Genomic DNA, 18836 nt, shown 5'->3' with positions numbered 1-18836 from the left:
GCTATCCCCGGTTTCGTGAGAGCCACGAGGAGACTTGCTGCACCATGGCATTCGCCACCCATCTGGCCCGGCAGATCATCAATGCTGTCGCGCTGCTGATCGCCGTGCTGGTGCTCAACTTCTGCCTGATCCATCTTGCTCCCGGCGATCCCGTCCAGGTGATCGCCGGCGAGATGGGCGGCGCATCGGCGGAGGTCGTCGCGGCACTGCGGGCCAAATACGGCCTCGACCAGAGCCTGTTGCAGCAGCTGTCCATCTATCTCGCGAACGTCGCCGTCGGCGATTTCGGCTACTCCTACTACTTCAACCAGCCCGTGCTCGGCCTGATCCTGCAGCGGCTGCCGGCGACGCTCTATCTGACCCTGTGCGCCCTTTCCGGTGCGCTCGCGATCGGCACATTGCTCGGGGTGGTCAGCGCGCGGCGGCCGAACGGCCCCTTCAGCCACGCCGTCACCGTGGTCTCGCTGGCGGGCTATGCCGCGCCGATCTTCTGGACCGGGTTGATGTTGTTGCTGCTGTTTGGCTCGGTGTGGCCGATCCTCCCCGTGGTCGGCATGACCGACGTGGTGAATCCGAAGCAGGGCTTCGCCTACGCGCTCGATGTCGGCCGCCATCTGGTGTTGCCTTCGCTGACGCTCGCGCTCGTGTTCATCGCGCAATACAGCCGGCTGGCGCGGGTGAACATGATCGAGGCGCTGTCGGCCGACTATGTCAGAACCGCCCGTGCCAAGGGGCTCCCGGAATGGCTGGTCGTCGGCAAACACGCGTTGCGCAATACGCTGATCCCGATTGTCACCGTCGCCGGCCATCAGTTCGGCAATCTGTTCGCCGGCGCCGTGCTGGTCGAGACCGTGTTCAGCTGGCCCGGCATGGGCCGGCTGGTGTTCGATTCCATCCTGCGTCGCGACTATCCGACCCTGATGGCGGTGCTGTTCTTCTCTGCGCTGATGGTGATGACCGCCAACATTCTGACTGACGTGGTCTACCGCCTCGTTGACCCGCGAATTCGGACAGGACGGCGATGACGGTGATCGAGAGCACCTCGCAGGTGTCGACGTTGCCGGCCGATCTGCCCGCGCGAACCGCCGCGTCGCCGGGCCGCCTGGCGCTGCGGCAGTTCATGAAGAGCCCGTCGGGCGTCGCCGGCGCCTGCATGCTGATCCTGATCATTCTGGTGGCCGTGGTCGGGCCATCGCTCTATCCAGTCGATCCGCTCGATCTCGTCGGCGCCCCGTTCATGCCGCCGGATGCCGATGCCTGGTTCGGCACCGACTATCTCGGACGCGACGTCCTGGCCGGCCTCATCCATGGTGGGCGCGCGACGCTCGCCGTCGGCGCCGTCGCGGCGCTCATCACGATCGCGATCGGGCTCGTCATCGGCGCGGTCGGCGGCTTTTTCGGCGGTGCGATCGATGCCACCATGGTCAAGATCACCGAGTTCTTCCAGATCCTGCCGCCATTGCTGTTCGCGATGGTGCTGGTGACACTGTTCGGACCGAAGCTGACCACGATCACGCTCGCGATCGGCGGCGTGAGCTGGACCTCGGTGGCGCGGCTGACGCGGGCGGAGTTCATGCGGCTGCGCGATCTCGATTTCGTCAAGGCGTCGCGCGCGGCGGGCGCCTCCAACGCGAACCTGATCCTGCGCGTGCTGCTGCCCAATGCGCTGCCCGCGGTGATCGTGTCGGCGACGCTGGCGATCGGTGTCGCGATCCTGTTCGAGGGCGGGCTGAGCTTCCTGGGTCTGGGCGACCCGAACGTCATGAGCTGGGGACTGATGCTGGGCCAGAACCGCAACTACATTCTCGATGCCTGGTGGGCGGTGATGTTCCCGGGAGCGGCGATCTTCCTTGCGGTGCTCGCGATCAGCCTGGTCGGCGACGGTCTCAACGACGCGATCAACCCGCGTCTGCGGCGGAGGTTGTGATGGGTGCGCTGCTCGAAGTGGATGATCTCAACGTCAGCATGCGCAACGGGGCCGGCCGCCTCGTCCCGGTGATCGAGAACCTGTCGTTCACGGTCGCACCGGGGCGGACCCTGGCGCTGGTCGGTGAATCCGGCTGCGGCAAGAGCATGACGGCGCTGGCCCTGATGCGGCTGCTGCCGGAGGATTTCGTCATCACCTCCGGCCGCATCGTGCTGGAGGGCAGGGACGTCCTGGCGTTGCCGCCGAAGGAGATGCGGAGCCTGCGCGGCAGCGCCATGTCGATGATCTTCCAGGAGCCGATGACGGCGCTCAATCCACTGTTTACCGTGGGTGATCAGATCGGAGAGGTGCTGCGCTGGCACCAGGGGCTCGATCGCGCGGCGGCGCGCTCGCGCGCCATCGAGCTGCTCCGCGCCGTGCAGATTCCCGCGGCCGGGCAGCGGATCGATGCCTATCCTCACCAGCTCTCGGGAGGCATGCGCCAGCGCGTGATGATCGCAATGGCGCTGGCCGGGCGGCCGAAGCTGCTGATCGCCGATGAGCCGACCACCGCGCTCGACGTCACCGTGCAGGCGCAGATCTTCGACCTGCTGGCCGAGCTGCAACGCAGCACCGGCACGGCGATCCTGCTGATCACCCACGATCTCGGCGCGGTCGCAGAGCTCGCGGACGAGATGCTGGTGCTCTATGCCGGACGCTGCATCGAGGCGGGGGCCGCGGACGCGATCGCGACAACGCCGCGTCATCCCTATACGCGGGGTCTGCTGAACTGTGTTCCGCACCTCGCCCTTGGCGAGCCGCCGCGGCCCTGGGTCGATCTCGGCGAGATCCCCGGCATGGTGCCGCCACTCGGCGCGCGCGGTGCCGATTGCGCCTTTCTCGCAAGATGCGCGCAGGCCCGCGACATCTGCCGTGCGAAGCTGCAGCCTGCGCTCGAGCCGATTGCCCCGGGGCACGCCGTGTCGTGTTGGCGCAGGACGGAGATCGCGGCATGAGCATGGCGGAAGCCATCCGCGGGACAGGCGCCCAAGAGGTGCTGCTCGACGTCAACGACCTCGTCGTGCATTTTCCGGCCGGCCGCCGCCATGGCAAGCCGTCCTTCGTGCACGCGGTCGACGGCGTCAGCTTTCGCGTTCGCCGCGGCACCACCTTCGGCATCGTCGGCGAGAGCGGCTCGGGCAAGTCGACCACCGCGCAGGCCGTGATGCGGCTGGTGCCGGCGACATCCGGCCAGATCGTGTTCGGCAACCGCGACATTGCGGGCCTCACCGGCCAGCCGCTGCGCGAGGTGCGGCGGCATCTGCAGATCGTGTTCCAGGACCCGTTCTCGGCGCTCAATCCGCGCCGCCGCGCGGGCGATCAGATCCGCGAGCCCCTCGACCTGCTCGGAATCGGGACGCGCAGCGAGCGCGACGAGCGGGTGCGCAGGCTGCTGGCCGAGGTTGGATTGCCGCCGCAAGCCGCCGACCTGTTTCCGCATCAGTTTTCCGGCGGCCAGCGCCAGCGTTTGTGCATCGCTCGGGCGATGGCGCCAGAGCCCGACCTGATCGTCTGCGACGAGGCGGTGTCCGCGCTCGACGTGGCGATCCAGGCGCAGATCCTCAATCTGTTGAAGCGGCTGCAGCGCGAGCGCGATCTCACTTACATCTTCATCTCGCACGATCTCGGCGTGATCCAGAAATTCTGCGATGAGGTCGCGGTGATGTATCTCGGCAAGATCGTCGAGCAGGCGCCGGCGGCCGACATCTTCGCCGCGCCCCGTCATCCCTATACGTGGTCGCTGATTGCGGCCGCCGCGCCGCCCGGCCCGATGCGTGAGGACCTCAAGCGCCGCTATCTCGTCAAGGGCGATCCGCCGAGCCCGGTCGATCCGCCGCCCGGCTGCCGTTTCGCGCAGCGCTGCCCGATGGCGATCGACGAATGCACGCAGCGTCTCCCCGTTCTGGATGCAATCGGATCACATCATTACGTTGCGTGCCACCGTGCTGCCGAGCTGCCCTGAGACAAGCGGGCCGTGCAATCGCGCGATATCAGCTCGGCGCACGCGAGCCTGCTCGGCTCCAGCTGGAGTATGAGGTCGACTGATCGCAGAGCTCGGGCCCAGGTCGCCGCGAGACAGCCCAGTCATGCCTGCTGTTTGAAACGTGGAGAAGGGCCCAGACTATTCCGCGCTGGCGTTGCCATGTGTCCTTTTCCAGGAGCCCTTCGACGAAAGCCCGTTCGTGGACATGCATCGGCCGTCCGCGCCGTCGTGCAACACGAACCGGACTATGCACCCGCTGGAAAGACATGGATGTTGGCCAGTCAATCAACCGATTGGTTGAGACCCGGATTCGTCGGCTCAGGGGGCCGGCGCGAAATGATCGGCGTGGTCCGGAAATTGCTTGACTAAGTGTGGTGCCTGTCTCAGCGTCATCAGCGCGAGGACACGGCAGATGTCCCGAATGGAGTGAAATCGAGGAGGGGAGGCCATGCTGATGCTTTTGGGCCGCTCGGACGCGGCAACCAGCGAAGCCGTGCACTTCGCCCAGTCCATATTGGACGGATCGGCGACAGCATTTTATGAGATCGACGGAGGGTACAATCTCCAGCGCTTCCTGTTGTCGGGCATTCCGGAGCCGTTTCACCGGCAGTATCTCGAGGGCATGAGCGAGTTCGATCCGCAGCATCCGCGTCACGCGGGAGCTCTTGCGGTCGCGCGGCTGAGCAGGACGATGTCTGGCAAACAGCCCGACGAGATGGCGCCCTACCGCGCCTTCGTCGATCAGTGCGGGATCGTCGATATGGTCGACTTCTTCTTCCGGCGTGATGACCAGATCGTCGCCGGCATGAGTGTCGCATGGAACAAGGATGCACGGATTCCTGAGGGGGCTGAGGCCATCGCCCAGAAGATTCATCAGTATCTTCAATTCAACCTTGTCGGCCGGCCAGCCGGGTCCGAGGACGGGCAACGCTACGGTCTGACCAGCCGCGAGATGGATGTGGTGCGGCTCCTGTGCTGCGGCCGCACCAATCGCGAGATCGGCGAATGTCTGAAGATCGGCCAGGCGACGGTGAAGACGCACCTGATCCACATCTTCGAGAAGCTCGGCGTGGAAACGCGATCCGCCGTCGTGGCGCTGATGGCGCGGCCGAACTAGCGCGCGGCCGCTCTCGCTCAGGCGCTTGCGAGGCCGTGGTCGATGGCGGCAGCGATTGTTCTCGCATCGTCGGCGGTGATGATCAGAGGCGGCGACAGGATGATGTTGCTGCCGGAGACGCGCACCATCACGCCGGCCTCGTAGATCGCATCGGCGATCCTGCCGACAGTCTTCTTGTCGAGCGCCTTCTTCGTGGCGCGATCCGCCACCAGCTCCAGCGCGGCCATCAATCCCTTGCCGCGGACATCTCCCACGATGTCATGCTTCTGCTTCAGCGCGGCGAGCGCGTCGTTGAGGACGATGCCCGAGGCTGCGGCCTTTGCATCGAGTTGCAGCCGCTTGGTTTCAGCCAGCGCGGCAATGCCGGCGGCGCAACCCACCGGGTGACCCGAATAGGTGTAGCCGTGGCCGATCGAGCCGAAGCTGGTCTCGTCGCTCTCGAACGCCTCGGCCATCTTGTCGCCGATCATGGTTGCCCCCAGGGGGAAATAGCCTGACGTGACCGCCTTCGCGATCGTCATCATGTCCGGCTTGACGTTCCAGAGCCGTGCGCCGGACCAGGCGCCGGTGCGGCCGAATCCGGTGACGACCTCGTCCGAGATCAGCAGGATGCCGGTGCGGTCGCAGATCTCGCGCACGAGTCCCATGAAGCTGTCATGCGGCACGATCACGCCGCCGGCGCCCAGCACGGGCTCCATGATGAAGGCGGCGATGGTATCCGCGCCCTGGAATTCGATCTCATCGACCAGCGCATTGGCACAGAGCTGCGCGAGCTTAGCCGCATCGGTCTCGTTGAACGGATTGCGATAGGTCCAGGGCGAGGGGATGTGGTGGGCGCCCGGCAGCAGCGGCTCGTAGTTGCGGCGGAAATTGGCGTTGCCGTTGACCGACGCGCCGCCGAAATGCGTGCCATGGTAGCCCTTTTTGAGCGACAGGAACTTGGTGCGGTCGCGCTGACCCTTGATCTTCCAGTACTGCCGCGCAAGCCGCAGCGCCGTCTCGACGGAGTCGGAGCCGCCCGAGGTGAAGAACGCCCGGGTCATGCCTTCGGGCTTGAACCATTCGGTCAGCTCGTAGGCAAGCTCGATCGCCGGGCCTGTCGACACGCCGCGGAAGCCGGAATAATACGGCAGCTCGCTGAGCTGATCGGCAATCGCCTGCTTGATCGGGTCGCAGCTATAGCCCAGCGTCACGTTCCAGAGGCCGCCGACCGCGTCGAGCACCGACTTGCCATGGATATCGGTGACGTGGACGCCCTCGCCCTTGGCGATGATGCGCGGCGGATGGTCCCGCATCTCCTTCGGATGCGCCATCGGGTGCCAGATGCGCCGGGCGTTGTTCTCGATGAGAAAGTTGATGTCGCGCATGGAGTGCTCCGATGGTGGTCAGTCGAAAACGAGGCCAAGCATCTGCAAGGCCTGACTATACGATTTTTCGGGGTGCCGGACATCGAACCAGACGGTCGACAAGCCGCAGGCGACCGCGCCGTCGATGTTGCGCTGCTGGTCGTCGACGAAGACGCAGGCTTGCGGCGCGAGCCGCAGAGCGTCGCACGTCGCCAGGTAGGCGCGGCGATCAGGCTTCAGGATCCCCGTGTGCGTGGCATCGATGATGACGTCGAAATGCGCGAGCAGCGGCAGCCGGTGCCGAAAGTCCTCACCATAGAAGAGGTCGAGCTCGTTGGAGAGAATGGCAAGCTTGCAGCCGGCGCGGCTCGCAATGCGAATGGCGCGCTCGGCTTCGGGACGGATGACCAGCGCCGGATCGGCGCCGCGCGCGCGGCGCACGAAGGTCTGCATGTCGCGCCAGTCCTCGCCGACGAGCCTGCCGACCTCGCGGCTTCGGGCCGCCCAATAGTCGCGCTCGGACAACTCGCCACGTTGCATGGCCGACCAGAGCGGATCGCTGTCCTCATCGAACGGGCCGCGCCAAGTCAGCGTGCCCGCGGCAAGGCCGAGCACGGCCTCCGTTGCGTCGTGGGTTTCGAACAGGGTCTTTGAAATCACCCCGCCGAAATCCAGAACCAATGCACGTGACGAGGCGGCGGTCATCGCTGCTCCGCGTGGGGCACGCCGGCCGGGATGATGCCGCCGGCAACCCAGCGATCGAAGATCGCGAGCACCTTTGCAGCGAAGCCCTTGTCGTTGATGTGGTCCTCGATCTCATGCAGCTCGACCGGCGGATGCAGGGCGCCGCGCATTTCCGTGACGAAGGCGTCGAGGCCCTCCGGATCATGCAGCGGCTCGCCGTCCTGATCCCATTGCTGGATCCCGCCGGCCGGGAGCACAAACGCAACTGGCGCATTCATCGCAGAGAGCTTGGCCGCGATCGCGCGCGCGATCCGGCGCCGGTCGGCGGGACGCGACGTCGCGGAAGCGAGCAGACGATTATGCGCGTGGAACGGGCGGTCGGCGAGCTCGGTCGGCACCGGCAGCCAGGCGGGGAAGTCCACCATGTCGATGGCGCCGGGCGCCACGATCTGCGGAATGCCGTTGCGGCCCGCATTCGTCAGCCGATCGGAGCCGGAATTCACCACCGAGCCCATCAGCTGATTGGCGACCTCCTGCAGGCTGAGATCGAGCACCGCGGCAAATCCGCGATGCGCAGCGATCGACTCCATCGCGCGGCCACCCATGCCGGTGGTATGAAAAACCACGACCTCGTAGCCGCGCGCCTCGAGCTGAGGCTTCAGATCGACCATGTAGCTCAGGCAGCTCTTGCCGAGCGACGTCAGCGCCACGATCGGCCGGTCGGGCCGCGGCCTGATCGCGCTGCGGGCTGCGCCGACGATCGCACCGCAGCCTTGCGACAGCACCGCGGCGCAGGTGCCGTTGAGGCCATAGAGCCCGCCCGCCCACAGGATCATCATCAGATCGGCCGCGATGCGTTCCGGCGGGATCAGATGCGAGAACGCGATCGTCGAGACGATCAGCTTGGGAAAGCCGAGCGGCAGCGCAAGTGCGACGTCGAGCGCCAGGTCGGTGCCCATGGTGCCGCCGATCGCGATCATGGCGTCGATCTCACCTTGGTCGCATAACCGTCGTGTCAGGCGCGCCGCGCCGCGTGCCATCAGGGTCATCGACGAGTTCTCGTCGCCGCTGGCGATCACCGCCTCGATCGTCGTGTCGGCAGCGGCAGCCACGGCATGCTTGTCGTGCGCTGCCGCGTAGGGAGGATCGCCGAGCACGCTGATGTCCATCATGACGGCCTCGCCGCCGGCGCCGCCGATGCAGCGCTGCATGAACAGGAGCTCGTCGGCCTTGGTATCGCCGGTGCCGATCAGCAGGATGCGCGGAGGTGATCTGTTGGTCATGGTCTTGGAATGTCGTCTCGAATGCGAGGAGGGCGGCAATCTGTCGTCGTGAGCAGCCGAGTGGTGCCCGCAACCTATGAAGTTGTTGCAATGCATGACATCCACCTATCGGTGGATTGCGAGAAAAGGCTCATCCGGCTGAATGAGGTACGATCGGACTCGGCAGCGTGGCGATCGATCAGCCGGTTCTTTACAGGGCTCCTTCATGTTACAATCCGAAATCGACGCGTTGCGTGGAGCGGCTGTCTCTGCGCAACGGCTCTTCATCGCCGGTGCCGTTGCCGAGAGTTCGGCCGGCAGTCGTTTGGACGTGATCTCCCCGATCGATGGCAGGCGGCTGACGACGATTGCTGACGGCAGCGCCGAAGATATCGATCGCGCGGTGCTGGCCGCGCGACGAGTCTATGACAGCGGAGCATGGTCGCGCGCGGCGCCCGCGGAGCGCAAGACGGTGCTGCTGCGATTCGCCGATCTCGTCGAGCGCCATGCGCTCGAGCTCGCGGTGCTCGGCGTGCGCGACAACGGCACCGAGATCGGCATGGCCTACAAGGCGGAGCCGCTGTCGGCAGCAGGCTCCATCCGCTACTACGCGGAGGCCATGGACAAAGTCTATGGCGAGATCGCGCCCACCAGCCGCGATGTGCTCGGCTTGATCCATCGCGAGCCGCTCGGCGTGATCGGCGTGATCGTTCCATGGAACTTTCCGTTGATGATCGGCGCCTGGAAAATCGCGCCCGCGCTTGCCGCCGGAAACTCCGTGGTGGTGAAGCCGCCAGAGACCGCGTCGCTGACGCTGCTGCGCCTGGCGGAGCTGGCGAGCGAAGCCGGTTTGCCCGAAGGCGTGCTGAACGTCGTCACCGGGCGCGGCGCCACCGCCGGCGAGGCGCTGGCCCTGCACATGGATGTCGACGTTCTGGCGTTCACGGGGTCGGGAGCAGTCGGGCGACGGCTGCTGGAGTATTCGGCGCGCTCAAATCTGAAGCGAGTCTATCTTGAGCTCGGCGGCAAGTCGCCGAACGTGGTCTTCAACGATGTCGTGGACATCAAGCAGGCCGCCAAGGTGTCGGCGAACGGCGTCTTCCGCAACTCCGGTCAGGTTTGCGTGGCCGGCTCGCGGCTGCTGGTACAGTCCAGAATCTATGACCGGTTCTTGAGCGAGCTGCTCGCGGTCACAGCCAAGCTCAGGGTCGGCGATCCCCTCGATCTCAGCTCCGATATAGGCGCCGTCAACAGCGATGCTCAATTGCGCAAGAATCTCGACGTCGTACGGCAGGCGGAGGAGGAGGGGGGAGAGCGGCTGTGTGGGGGTGAGCGGCTGCATGAGACCGGCGGCGGCTACTACATGGCTCCGACAATCTTCGCCGGTGTGAGCCCCGGCATGCAGCTGTGGCGCGAAGAGGTGTTCGGCCCTGTGCTTGCGGTGACGCGGTTCGAGGATGAGGACGATGCGGTGCGGCTCGCCAATGCGAGCGTCTACGGACTGGCCGCCGCGGTCTGGACCGGATCGCTCCGGACAGCGCATCGGATGGTGCGCGCGATCAATGCCGGCGTGGTGCATGTTAATACCTATGGCGGCACTGATCTGACGGTGCCGCTCGGAGGTTTCAGGCAGTCCGGCTTCGGCCGCGACAAGTCGCTGCACGCGCTCGACGAATACACCGATCGGAAAACCGCCTGGATTGCGCTATGACGCCGCCAGCACATCCGGCGCTCGACCGGCTGATCGACGCGGAGCAGGCGCGCTTCCTGCGCGAACATCCGCGCTCGGCGGCCGCGTGGCGGGAGGGGCAGCGACACTTCCTGTATGGCGGCCCGTCGCACTGGATGCGTCGCTGGGCGGGCGGCTTTCCGGTCTATGTCGATGCGGCGTCCGGTGCCCATTTTAGGGATATCGACGGTCGCGATTATGTCGACTTCTGCCTTGGCGATACGGGCGCGATGTGTGGCCACGCGCCCGAGGCCGTGACGCGAGCGGTTACGCGGCAGATCGCGCGCGGCGCCACGATGATGCTGCCGACCGAGGACAGTCTTTGGGTCGGCGCCGAGCTGTCGCGCCGCTTCGGTCCCCGCTATTGGACCCTGACGACCTCGGCAACCGATGCCAACCGCGCGGCCATTCGGATAGCACGCATGATCACCGGTCGTGCCAAGGTCCTGGTGTTCTCCGGCTGCTATCATGGCGGGGTCGACGAGGCGCATGTCGAACTTCGCGACGGGCGGGTCGGGCTGCGCAACATGATTCACCCAAATGCAGTCGCCTATGACGCCGTGGCGAAGGTGGTCGAATTCAACGACGTTGCGGCGATGGAGATGGCGCTTGCGGAAGGCGATGTCGCCTGCGTGCTCACCGAGCCCGTGATGACGAATTTCGGCATGATCCCGGTCGCCGACGGGTTCCACCGCGCCCTGCGCGAGGCGACGCGGCGCGCCGGCACCGTGTTGATCATCGACGAGACGCATACGTTGTCGTGCGGGCCGGGCGGCTACACCGCGCTTCACGGGCTTGCGCCGGACATCCTCGTCGCCGGCAAGGCAATCGCCGGCGGCATTCCGGCCGGTGTTCTCGGTCTCGATGAGGCCGTTGCCGAGCAGCTGTGGCACATCGTGCCACAGGTCAATCCGCGGCAGCGACAATCGGCGCACCTTGGGTTCGGCGGCACGCTGGCTGGCGGCGCGTTGGCGGTGGCCGCGATGCGTGCCGTCCTGGAGGACGTGCTGACGGCCCCAGCCTATGCACGCATGATTGGACATGCCGAATGCCTCGCCGCGCGGGTCGGAGACTTGATCTCCCGCAACGCTTTGCCCTGGCACGTGACCCAGATCGGCGCCCGCATCGAGATCATGTTCATGCCTGATGCGCCGCGCAATGGAGCCGACGTGATCGCGGCACGACAGCCGGATCTCGAGACGTTGATGCACGCCTACTACATGAACGAGGGCATCCTGATCACGCCGTTTCACGGAATGCTGCTGACCTGCCCTGCAACATCGTCCGCCGATGTGGACACGCATGGCGAGATTTTCGAGCGCTTCGTCGGGCTGGTCCGGGATGCAGGAGTGATCTGATCGTGGCGTCGCCGTTCGACCTGACGGAGCGCGTTGCTCTGGTGACCGGCGGCGGCCGGGGTATTGGCGCTGCGATCGTGACGCGGCTGGCGGAGGCGGGAGCTCACGTCGTGATCGCCAATCGCTCGCGTAATGTGGCCGAATCGCTCGCGGCCGATTTGGGCGGACGGCATCTCGCGGCGAGCGTCGCGGGGTTCGATAAACTCGATCGTGGCGGTCTGCACGAGCTCGTGAGTGACGTGGCTGGCCGTTTCGGCCGGCTCGACATTCTAGTGCACAACGCAGGCGGCTGCCCCTGGGCCGGCATCGAGGAGCTCGACGAAGACAAGCTCGATCAGGCCATGTCGATCAACCTCACCGCGGCCATCTGGCTCATCCAAGCGGCCGTGCCGTTCATGCGCATGCAGCAATATGGGCGAATGTTGGTGACTTCGTCGATTTCGGCCCGGCTGGCGATGGGGGGAGGCGCGCACTACTCGGCCGCAAAGGCAGCGATAAACGCATTCATCCGAGGCACGGCCTTCGAATTGGCGCGCGACGGGATCACGGCAAACGCCGTGGAGCCGGGGTTCATCGCCAAGCCCGGGCGAGGGACCTTTAGCACTCCCGAAAATCTGTCCCGGGTCGCTCGCCATATTCCGATGGGACGGATCGGGACCGCCGACGACGTTGCCTACGCGATGCTTTATCTCGCCTCCGAGCAGGCCCGCTACGTCACCGGGCAGACCATTGTGGTCGACGGGGGAGCGACGCTTCCCGAGACGGGCTTTGCAGCGGAACGACAATGGGGCTGATGCGCGAGCCGTTGGCGCCGCAGTAGCCGCGCGCCGCGGCGACTACTCATCAACAAATGAAGGCCAGGCGTGACACCGATCGACGCGAACGGGTCGCCGGGAGCTGCCCGTGGTCGTGTGCGGGGCGGCCGTCCGTCCGGCAGGTACGGGACTCGCTGCGTCATCAACCAAACGGCTGATTGTGACAGGCGGACGCGCGGAACAAGCTCAGGGCGCAATCGGGATCGGGGAATGAGCGAGATCAAGACTAGCGCCGACATGCTGTTCCGGAACGGGCGGATCTACACTGTCGATCCCGGCCGTCCCTGGGCAAGCTGCGCGGCGGTGAAGGCAGGGCGCTTCGTCGCCGTCGGCGAGGAATCCGACATCGAACCCTTCGTCGGCAGCGACACCGAGGTGGTGGATCTTGCGGGCCGTATGGCCATGCCGGGCATCGTCGACATCCACAACCACATCATGATGGGTGGTCAGGCCGATCTCTACGAGCTGCGCTTTTCGTCGAGCCATTCGATCAGCGAAATCGCGGGTGCCGTGAGGGGGGCGGCGGAGAAGGCGGCTCCCGGAAGCTGGATCGTCGGTGGACAGTTCGGCAACGACCTGTTGCAAAGGCTCAACACCGATGCCGCCGCAGCGGAGCTCAACGCTGCGAGCCTCGGCCACCCCGTGCTGCTGCGCGACGACAGCTATCACAATCGCTGGGCGAGCGCCGAGGCGTTACGGCTCGCCGGTGTCACCGAGGAGACGGAGAACCCCGTCGACGGCGAGATCGGCCGGGATCTCGACAGTGGCAGGCTGACCGGGCTGATGGTGGAAGCAGCCTCGGGCATCATCGAGCGCGCGCTCGCGAAGGTCGGCCATTACACCGCGGAGATGGACCGCGCTGCGGTCGCCCGTTCGATCGCCGTGCTGAACTCGTTCGGCGTTACCGGCTTCGTCGACGCCGCGAGCATGCAGCCGATCCTGGCCGCGCTGAAGGGGCTTGACGACCGCGGCGAGTTGTCGGCGTGGGCGGTCTGCGCCATGCCCATCGTGGAGCCCGGCTTCATGTTCGGCACCTCGGGCGAGGAACTGTTCGCGTTGCGCGATCAGTATCGCTCCGCCCACGTGAAGCCCGACTACGCCAAAATGTTTCTCGATGGCGTCCCCGGCGCCAAGACGGCCGCTTTTCACGAACCCTACGTGGCCGATCCCGTGCGCGGCTGCTGCTTTCGCGGCACCACCATGCTGACCGTGCCGGAGCTGATCCGCTGGCTCGGAAAATGCGAGAAGCTCGGCCTCGCGGCCAAGATCCACTGTGCCGGCGATGCCGCCGTCACGCAGGCGCTCGATGCAATCGAGGTGGTGCGCTCGTTCAACGGGCCGACGGCACTCATCCATCACGTCGCGCATGCGAGCTACATTGCGCCCGACGATATCCGGCGCTTCGCCGATCTCGGTGTCGCGGCCGACCTCTCGCCGATCATCTGGTTTCCGACGGTCTTCCTCGAGGCGCACAAGGCAGCGATGGGCGCGGAGCGGGCACAGCGGTTCTGGCCCAATCGCGATCTGAAGCTGGCCGGTGCGTTGATGGCCGGCGGCTCGGACTGGCCGGTCATCCCGAACCCGGATCCCTGGCACGGCATCGAAGGCATGGTGACGCGACGCAATCCAGCGGGCGACTTTCCCGGCCTGGCGCTCTGGCCCGAGCAGGCGCTCGACCTGGCAACAGTGATCGAGATCTACACCATCGATGCCGCGCGAGCCGCGGGCCTCGGCGGCTTCACCGGATCGATCGAGGTCGGCAAGTCTGCCGATTTGATCGTACTGAACCAGCCGCTCTTCGAGATCCCTGCTGATCAGCTCGCGGAAACGATTGTGCAGATGACCTTCTTCGAGGGGCGCAAAGTCTATGAGCGAAACCATGAGCAGTGACTCGCTCATTCCAATCACCGTTCTGACCGGCTTTCTCGGTAGCGGCAAGACCACTGTGCTGAACCATCTGTTGCGTCAGCCCGGCATGGACGGGGTGGTCGCGATCATCAACGAGTTCGGCGAGGTCGGCCTCGATCATCTCCTGGTCGAGACGAGCGAGGAGCGCTTCGCACTGCTCGACAATGGATGTGTCTGCTGCTCGGTCCGCGAGGATCTCGTCGCGCTGCTCGACGACCTGTCGTCGCGTCAAGCCCGCGGTGCGCTACCGCCGGTCCGGCGCATCCTGGTCGAAACCACCGGTCTTGCCGATCCGGTGCCGGTGCTGCACACGTTGATGACGGCGCCGAGCGTGGTCGCGCGCTATCGGATCGATGGTGTCGTGGTGACTGTCGACGCGGTCAACGCGATCTCCTCGTTCGAGAGGCACGAAGAAGCCGTCAAGCAGATCGCGATGGCCGACCGGATCTTGTTGACAAAATCCGATCTCGCCGAAGCTGGGACCCTCGCTGCGGTGGAGCAGTCGATCCGCTCCATCAATCCGACGGCCCCCGTCATCCGCGTGGCGCAGCACGGAGCGATCGCGCCGGACGCCGTATTCGAGGCCGGCCTGTTCACGCCGCAGGTGCGATCGGAGCGGGTCGAAGCCTGGTTTGCAGCGGCCGCCGCGGCCCACGCGCAGCCGCATCCTGATCATCACGCGTACGGCAAGCGCATCTCTTCCTTCAGTCTGGTCGTGAACGAGCCGATCCGCTGGGCCGCCTTCTCGCGCTGGCTGGACTACGTCGTCGCGCTCAAGGGAGACGACCTGCTTCGGTTCAAGGCGCTGGTCAACGTCGAAGATCGGCCGCAAGGGCCCTTGGTGGTGCACGCGGTGCAGCATGTGCTGCATCCGCCGATCGCGCTGGAGTCATGGCCGTCGGACGACCGCAGCTCCCGCCTCGTGTTCATCGTCCGCGATATTGCCGCCCACGCCATCGAGCACACGCTCGCGCGTTTCGGCGAAATCAGTCGCGACAGCATTGCGCGGCCGGCTGCATGAGACCGGCGGCTTTCCATTAACGCTTGATTTGCAGGAGACATGTCGTGACGAAGATCGGTAGCGGGAAGGTCAGTCGGCGCAGCCTGCTCAAGGCCGCCGGAACGGCAGGATTGGCGGCGGCCAGCAATGTGCCGCTGGTGAATATTGCAGGAGCCGCGTCGAGTACCATCAAGATCGGCTGGTGCGGCTGCCTTTCGGGCGTACGCGCCCCCTTTGCCGAGCCGGATCCCTGGATCCACGAGCGGATGAAGGGTCTGGTGAAGGACGGTCTGAAGATCGGCGGCAAGAACTACGCCGTGGAGTTCGTGATCAAGGACGATCAGTCCGATCCCAACCGTGCGTCGGTCGTGGCCAGCGAGCTCGTACTGCGCGAGAAATGCGATCTCATCCTGGTCGAGGATGGCGACGCGGAGATCCCGATCGGCGAGCTGGCGGATGCCCGCGGCGTGCCGACGATTTCGACCATGCTGCCCTGGCAAGGCTGGATGTTTCCGCGCAAATCCACGCCCGACAAAGGCTTCCCCTACACGTTCCATTTCTTCTGGGGCGCCGACGACGTCGTGAAGAATTTCGTCGGCATGTGGCAGTCGGTCGAGACCAACAAGAAGGTCGGGACGCTCTACATCGACAATCCCGCAGGCACGGCGTTTTCCGATCAGAAGCTCGGCCTGCCGGCCGGCATCAGGCAGGCCGGCTTCCAGGAGGTCTCGACCGGCAGCTTCCAGATCGCAACCGATGACTTCTCCAATCAGGTGTCGACCTTCAAGAATGCCGGTGCGGACATCGTCTCGGGCTTTGCCTACGGCAATCATTGGGTCACGTTGTGGAACCAGGCCGCGCAGGCCGGCTTCAAACCGCAGATCTGCACCGTCGCGGCGGCTTTCCTGTTTCCAAGCGCGGTCAATGCACTCGGCGACCGCGGCGACGGCATGTCGACGGAGGTGTGGTGGACGCCAGCCTATCCGTTCAGATCCTCGCTCACCGGCCAGAGTGCCGCCGAGCTTGCGGCCGAGTGGGAGAAGACGACCGGCAAGCAATGGACGCAGCCGATCGGCTATGCGCACGCGCTCTGGGAGGTCGGCTTCGCGGCGCTGCGCAACAGTGATCCCAAGGACAAGACTTCGCTGCGCGATGCCATCGCCGGGCTCGATCTCGAGACCGTCGTCGGCCCGGTCAAATTCAAGGGTAGCCCGATTAAGAACGTCGCGGTGACCTCGCTGTCGGGAGGGCAATGGCGCAAGACCAAGAGCGGCAAGTCGCCCTACGAGCTCCTGATCGTGCACAATGGCACCGCGCCGTTCATCCCGAAGCAGGCCGATCTCGCACTGCTGTCGAAGCTCGCCTGAGGGATGGCCGCGTGCTGCGCGTAAAGAATCTCTGCAAGAATTTCGGGGTCATCCGGGTTGCGGATGACCTCGACTTCGAGCTCGCTCGCGGCGAGTGCCTCGGCGTGATCGGTCCGAACGGCGCCGGCAAGAGCTCGATTCTGAACCTGATCGTCGGACTGATCAAGCCGGATGCCGGCACGATCATGCTCGATGGCCGCGATATCACCGCCGAGCCGCCGCATCGCCGGGCCCGGCTCGGCATCGGCCGCGCCTTCCAGATTCCGCAGCCATTCCCCCATCTGTCCGTCTATGAAAACGTGCTGGTTGCCGCAACCTATGGCGGCCGCCTGCACGGCGCCGCGGCCACCGACTGGGCCATGGAGGTGCTTGGCCGCACCTCGCTCGCCGGCAAAGCGGATCGCGTCGCCGGCAACTTGCCGCTGATCGACCGCAAGCGGCTCGAATTCGCCAAGGCGCTCGCCTCCAGGCCGCGCCTGATCCTGCTCGACGAGATCGCTGCCGGACTGACCGAGCCGGAGGTCGAGCGGCTGATCGACATCATCGCGGGCGTGAAGGCCGATCACGCCATGATCTGGATCGAGCACATTCCGCACGCCCTGCGCGCCGTCGCCGATCGCATCCTCGTGCTGAATTTCGGTCGCAAGGTGCTGGATGGACCGCCTGCGGAGGTGATGGAGAGCCGGACGGTCAAGGAAATCTACATGGGGCTCACGGCCGATGACATTGCTTGAGGTGGCGGGCCTCGACGTCTTTCACGCCGATCTGCAGGCGGTGTTTGGTCTCGACTTTACGGTCGCCGAGCGCGAAGCCGTGGCGCTGGTCGGCGCCAATGGCGCTGGCAAGACCACCTTTCTGCGTGCGCTGGTCGGACTGATCGACAGCAAGCGCGGCAGCGTCCGGTTCGCCGGCGGCGACATCGTGAACATGCCGGCCGAGCGCATCGCGCGGCTCGGCCTCGGCATGGTGCCCGAGGGGCGCATGCTGTTCGATACGCTGACCATCGAGGAAAACCTCCTGATGGGGCAGGTGAGCAGGCGGCCGGGATCGTGGACCCTGCGGCGCGTGTACGACCTGTTTCCGGCGTTGCAGGAGCGGCGCAACCACATGCCGCGGCAGCTCTCCGGCGGGCAGCAGCAGATGGTCGCGATCGGCCGCGCGCTGATGTGCAATCCGCGCCTGCTGCTGTGCGACGAGATTTCTCTTGGCCTGGCGCCGGTGATGGTGGAGCAGATCTACGGCGCGTTCGCCGACATTCGCAGCGAGGGGACGGCGCTGGTGCTCGTCGAGCAGGACGTCAAGCGCGCCGCGAGTGCGAGCGACCGCATCTACTGCCTGCTCAAGGGACGCGTGTCGCTGTCGGCGAGCGCAGGCGAGGTCGGTCTCGCCGAGCTGACGCAAGCCTATTTCGGAATGTAAGCGAGGGGACATGGCCTGGTTGGAGACGCTGGTGAACGGGGCGCTGCTGGGCGGGCTATACGGCCTGCTCGGCATCGGGCTTGCGCTCGTTTTTGGCGTGATGCGGCTGGTCAACATTGCCCATGGCGAGTTCATGGTGCTGGCGGCCTATCTCGCCGTGATGCTCGTCGGCCTGTTTCCGCAGGTGCATCCGCTGTTCGTGCTGATCCCGGTTGTGGTCGCGGCGTTCGGCGTCGGCTATCTCTATCAGGCTGCTGTCATGAACCGGGTGGCCCGCGCGCCGGACCCGCTGGCGCCGCTCTTGCTGACCTTCGGGGTTTCGATCGTGCTGCGCAACCTGATGGTCGAGATCTTCGGCGCAGACGTCAGGGGATTGCAGCTCGGCGAGCTCTCCCGCGCGAGCATCAGTCTGTTCGGGCTGACCATCGGCGTCATGCCGTTGCTGACGCTCGGCGTGGCCGTGTTGTTGTTCCTGCTGCTGCAATGGGCGCTCAAGCGCACGGTGTTCGGCCGCATCGTGCGGGCCACCGCGGACCGGCGCGACATCGTCCGTCTGTTCGGCGTCAGGCCGGACATGGTCTACAACTACGTCATGGGCCTGTCGCTGGCGCTCGGCGCCATCGGCGGCGTGCTGCTGGCGGTTCGCTCGAGCTTCACCCCGTTCTCCGGCGTCGAACGCCTGCTGATCGCCTTCGAGGTCGTGGTGCTCGGCGGCATCGGTTCGTTCTGGGGCGCGCTGCTCGGCGGCATCGTGCTCGGCATGGCGCAGCTCGCCGGCCTGAAATGGGACGCGAATGCGGGCCTGCTCTATGCGCATCTGTTGTTCTTCGTGATGCTGCTGATCCGGCCCGCCGGCCTGGTCGCGAGCAGGGCGTGATCCG

17 protein-coding genes are annotated in these 18836 nt (G+C 65.8%); 14 read left to right on the top strand and 3 right to left on the bottom strand.

Annotated elements, in window-relative coordinates; translation table 11 throughout:
* Positions 1–44: 44 nt before the first annotated feature.
* The 5 genes from QX128_RS27750 to QX128_RS27730 all read left to right on the top strand — a co-directional run bounded on the left by QX128_RS27750 (position 45) and on the right by QX128_RS27730 (position 5067).
* Positions 45–1025, top strand: coding sequence for an ABC transporter permease (locus QX128_RS27750; RefSeq protein WP_316182707.1), 981 nt, complete (start codon positions 45–47; stop codon positions 1023–1025).
* Positions 1022–1927: an ABC transporter permease gene (locus QX128_RS27745; protein ID WP_316239081.1), complete on the top strand. Its 906-nt coding sequence runs from the start codon at positions 1022–1024 to the stop codon at positions 1925–1927. Before QX128_RS27750 ends, QX128_RS27745 begins: the two co-directional genes overlap by 4 nt.
* Positions 1927–2922 (top strand): ABC transporter ATP-binding protein, encoded by a 996-nt coding sequence (locus QX128_RS27740; protein WP_316239080.1) that lies wholly within the window; start codon positions 1927–1929, stop codon positions 2920–2922. The genes QX128_RS27745 and QX128_RS27740 overlap by 1 nt, the downstream gene beginning before the upstream one ends.
* On the top strand, positions 2919–3929 hold the full coding sequence (locus QX128_RS27735; protein ID WP_316239079.1) for an ABC transporter ATP-binding protein: 1011 nt from the start codon (positions 2919–2921) through the stop codon (positions 3927–3929). Before QX128_RS27740 ends, QX128_RS27735 begins: the two co-directional genes overlap by 4 nt.
* 475 nt (positions 3930–4404) lie before the next feature.
* A complete protein-coding gene (locus QX128_RS27730) occupies positions 4405–5067 on the top strand; it encodes a helix-turn-helix transcriptional regulator (protein WP_316239078.1) in 663 nt (220 codons plus the stop codon).
* A gap of 17 nt (positions 5068–5084) precedes the next feature.
* Here QX128_RS27730 and QX128_RS27725 read toward each other — a convergent pair whose 3' ends face one another.
* From QX128_RS27725 to QX128_RS27715, 3 genes are read right to left on the bottom strand one after another with little or no spacing between them, the layout of a single operon-like run.
* Positions 5085–6434 carry an aspartate aminotransferase family protein gene (locus QX128_RS27725; RefSeq protein ID WP_316239077.1) on the bottom strand — a complete coding sequence of 450 codons (1350 nt, stop codon included), beginning with the start codon at positions 6432–6434 and terminating at the stop codon, positions 5085–5087.
* An 18-nt stretch (positions 6435–6452) separates the two neighbouring features.
* Positions 6453–7118 (bottom strand): HAD-IA family hydrolase, encoded by a 666-nt coding sequence (locus QX128_RS27720; RefSeq protein ID WP_315805003.1) that lies wholly within the window; start codon positions 7116–7118, stop codon positions 6453–6455.
* Positions 7115–8380: a Tm-1-like ATP-binding domain-containing protein gene (locus tag QX128_RS27715; RefSeq protein WP_316239076.1), complete on the bottom strand. Its 1266-nt coding sequence runs from the start codon at positions 8378–8380 to the stop codon at positions 7115–7117. The genes QX128_RS27720 and QX128_RS27715 overlap by 4 nt, the downstream gene beginning before the upstream one ends.
* Positions 8381–8585: 205 nt before the next feature.
* On the opposite strand from QX128_RS27715, the gene QX128_RS27710 reads away from it, so the two are divergent.
* The 9 genes from QX128_RS27710 to QX128_RS27670 all read left to right on the top strand — a co-directional run bounded on the left by QX128_RS27710 (position 8586) and on the right by QX128_RS27670 (position 18832).
* A complete protein-coding gene (locus QX128_RS27710; RefSeq protein ID WP_315805001.1) occupies positions 8586–10070 on the top strand; it encodes an aldehyde dehydrogenase in 1485 nt (494 codons plus the stop codon).
* Positions 10067–11446: a transaminase gene (locus QX128_RS27705; RefSeq protein WP_316239075.1), complete on the top strand. Its 1380-nt coding sequence runs from the start codon at positions 10067–10069 to the stop codon at positions 11444–11446. Before QX128_RS27710 ends, QX128_RS27705 begins: the two co-directional genes overlap by 4 nt.
* Before the next feature lie 2 nt (positions 11447–11448).
* On the top strand, positions 11449–12240 hold the full coding sequence (locus tag QX128_RS27700) for an SDR family oxidoreductase (protein ID WP_316239074.1): 792 nt from the start codon (positions 11449–11451) through the stop codon (positions 12238–12240).
* Positions 12241–12471: 231 nt separating this feature from the next.
* Positions 12472–14151 (top strand): amidohydrolase, encoded by a 1680-nt coding sequence (locus tag QX128_RS27695; protein ID WP_315804998.1) that lies wholly within the window; start codon positions 12472–12474, stop codon positions 14149–14151.
* Positions 14141–15190, top strand: a complete 1050-nt coding sequence (locus tag QX128_RS27690) for a GTP-binding protein (protein WP_316239073.1) — start codon at positions 14141–14143, stop codon at positions 15188–15190. The genes QX128_RS27695 and QX128_RS27690 overlap by 11 nt, the downstream gene beginning before the upstream one ends.
* Before the next feature lie 44 nt (positions 15191–15234).
* Positions 15235–16536, top strand: coding sequence for an ABC transporter substrate-binding protein (locus QX128_RS27685; protein WP_316218600.1), 1302 nt, complete (start codon positions 15235–15237; stop codon positions 16534–16536).
* Between the two features lie 11 nt (positions 16537–16547).
* The gene (locus QX128_RS27680) at positions 16548–17270 is read left to right on the top strand and encodes an ABC transporter ATP-binding protein (RefSeq protein ID WP_316239072.1); all 723 of its coding nucleotides are present in this window, start codon (positions 16548–16550) and stop codon (positions 17268–17270) included.
* Positions 17257–17955, top strand: a complete 699-nt coding sequence (locus tag QX128_RS27675; protein WP_315804994.1) for an ABC transporter ATP-binding protein — start codon at positions 17257–17259, stop codon at positions 17953–17955. Before QX128_RS27680 ends, QX128_RS27675 begins: the two co-directional genes overlap by 14 nt.
* Before the next feature lie 10 nt (positions 17956–17965).
* Positions 17966–18832, top strand: a complete 867-nt coding sequence (locus tag QX128_RS27670) for a branched-chain amino acid ABC transporter permease (protein ID WP_316218602.1) — start codon at positions 17966–17968, stop codon at positions 18830–18832.
* Positions 18833–18836 lie beyond the last annotated feature (4 nt).

It is taken from the genome of Bradyrhizobium sp. SZCCHNR1015 (genome assembly GCF_032489875.1).
In the GTDB taxonomy this organism is placed as follows: domain Bacteria; phylum Pseudomonadota; class Alphaproteobacteria; order Rhizobiales; family Xanthobacteraceae; genus Bradyrhizobium.
The sequence above is the reverse complement of the archived record's forward strand: the minus strand, read 5'-3'. Positions and strand labels throughout refer to the sequence as shown.

What these genes read in the sequence shown, in the direction of transcription:
- QX128_RS27710 (WP_315805001.1), top strand. Translation starts at nt 8,586, where the DNA reads ATGTTACAATCCGAAATCGACGCGTTGCGTGGAGCGGCTGTCTCTGCG.
- QX128_RS27670 (WP_316218602.1), top strand. Translation starts at nt 17,966, where the DNA reads ATGGCCTGGTTGGAGACGCTGGTGAACGGGGCGCTGCTGGGCGGGCTA.
- QX128_RS27675 (WP_315804994.1), top strand. Translation starts at nt 17,257, where the DNA reads ATGACATTGCTTGAGGTGGCGGGCCTCGACGTCTTTCACGCCGATCTG.
- QX128_RS27720 (WP_315805003.1), bottom strand. Translation starts at nt 7,118, where the DNA reads ATGACCGCCGCCTCGTCACGTGCATTGGTTCTGGATTTCGGCGGGGTG.
- QX128_RS27745 (WP_316239081.1), top strand. Translation starts at nt 1,022, where the DNA reads ATGACGGTGATCGAGAGCACCTCGCAGGTGTCGACGTTGCCGGCCGAT.
- QX128_RS27735 (WP_316239079.1), top strand. Translation starts at nt 2,919, where the DNA reads ATGAGCATGGCGGAAGCCATCCGCGGGACAGGCGCCCAAGAGGTGCTG.
- QX128_RS27740 (WP_316239080.1), top strand. Translation starts at nt 1,927, where the DNA reads ATGGGTGCGCTGCTCGAAGTGGATGATCTCAACGTCAGCATGCGCAAC.
- QX128_RS27725 (WP_316239077.1), bottom strand. Translation starts at nt 6,434, where the DNA reads ATGCGCGACATCAACTTTCTCATCGAGAACAACGCCCGGCGCATCTGG.
- QX128_RS27705 (WP_316239075.1), top strand. Translation starts at nt 10,067, where the DNA reads ATGACGCCGCCAGCACATCCGGCGCTCGACCGGCTGATCGACGCGGAG.
- QX128_RS27695 (WP_315804998.1), top strand. Translation starts at nt 12,472, where the DNA reads ATGAGCGAGATCAAGACTAGCGCCGACATGCTGTTCCGGAACGGGCGG.
- QX128_RS27690 (WP_316239073.1), top strand. Translation starts at nt 14,141, where the DNA reads ATGAGCAGTGACTCGCTCATTCCAATCACCGTTCTGACCGGCTTTCTC.
- QX128_RS27715 (WP_316239076.1), bottom strand. Translation starts at nt 8,380, where the DNA reads ATGACCAACAGATCACCTCCGCGCATCCTGCTGATCGGCACCGGCGAT.
- QX128_RS27750 (WP_316182707.1), top strand. Translation starts at nt 45, where the DNA reads ATGGCATTCGCCACCCATCTGGCCCGGCAGATCATCAATGCTGTCGCG.
- QX128_RS27730 (WP_316239078.1), top strand. Translation starts at nt 4,405, where the DNA reads ATGCTTTTGGGCCGCTCGGACGCGGCAACCAGCGAAGCCGTGCACTTC.